Genomic DNA, 1,030 nt, shown 5'->3' on the forward strand with positions numbered 1-1,030 from the left:
GCCAACCGCAAGGAGGCAGCTGTCGAAGGTAGGGTTAATGACTGGGGTGAAGTCGTAACAAGGTAGCCGTATCGGAAGGTGCGGCTGGATCACCTCCTTTCTAAGGAAATGCGCGCTCCCCTGCGGGGGAGAGCGAAAGATGGACAGTCTCTTATACCTTTAATTATATATGGGGGTGTAGCTCAGTTGGGAGAGCACCTGCCTTGCAAGCAGGGGGTCAGGAGTTCGAATCTCCTCATCTCCACCACCGCATCGTATGATGCGCATTGAACCAAGACAATTGCATATACAATCAAAAACGAGAACATCGTAAAATCAAATCTTCAAATTTAAATTTAAGATTACAATTTCAACGAATAGATCGTAAGGTCAAGTTAGAAAGAGCATCCGGTGGATGCCTTGGCACCAAGAGCCGATGAAGGACGCGATAAGCTGCGAAAAGCTGTGGGGAGTGGCAAATACACATCGATCCACAGATTTCCGAATGGGGAAACCCGCTGAGACAAACTCTCAGCATTCATGCGTGAATTCATAGCGTATGAAAGGAATACCGGGGGAACTGAAACATCTAAGTACCCCGAGGAAAAGAAAGAAACCTCGATACTCCAAGTAGCGGCGAGCGAACGGGGTAGAGCCCAACTTGAGATACGGCATATGTAGCGAGCAGAACGATTTGGAACAATCGACCATAGTGGGTAACAGTCCCGTATGCGAAGTGAAGGTATGTCACTCTAAACGAGTACCACAGGGCACGTGAAACCCGGTGGGAATACAGGGGGACCACCCCCTAAGGCTAAATACTCCTTGGTGACCGATAGTGCATAAGTACCGTGAGGGAAAGGTGAAAAGAACCCCGGGAGGGGAGTGAAATAGAATCTGAAACCGGATGTTTACAAGCAGCGAAAGTGGTTTCGTACCACGATCGTGTACTTTTTGTAGAACGGGCCAGCGAGTTATGATTTTCAGCGAGGTTAAGATGTTATGCATCGAAGCCGCAGCGAAAGCGAGTCTGAACAGGGCGAAGAGTTGT

At 48.7% G+C, this 1,030-nt stretch carries 1 tRNA gene and 2 rRNA genes; all 3 read left to right on the forward strand.

The window, feature by feature from the left end:
• A 16S ribosomal RNA gene (locus tag OCV31_RS09630) occupies positions 1-100 on the forward strand; the annotation flags it as partial.
• 71 nt (positions 101-171) lie between these two features.
• A tRNA-Ala gene (locus OCV31_RS09635) sits at positions 172-247 on the forward strand.
• Positions 248-367: 120 nt separating this feature from the next.
• Positions 368-1,030: ribosomal RNA gene (locus OCV31_RS09640) — 23S ribosomal RNA — on the forward strand; the annotation flags it as partial.

This window comes from Aedoeadaptatus acetigenes (assembly GCF_025566985.1).
In the GTDB taxonomy this organism is placed as follows: Bacteria; Bacillota; Clostridia; order Tissierellales; family Peptoniphilaceae; genus Aedoeadaptatus; species Aedoeadaptatus acetigenes.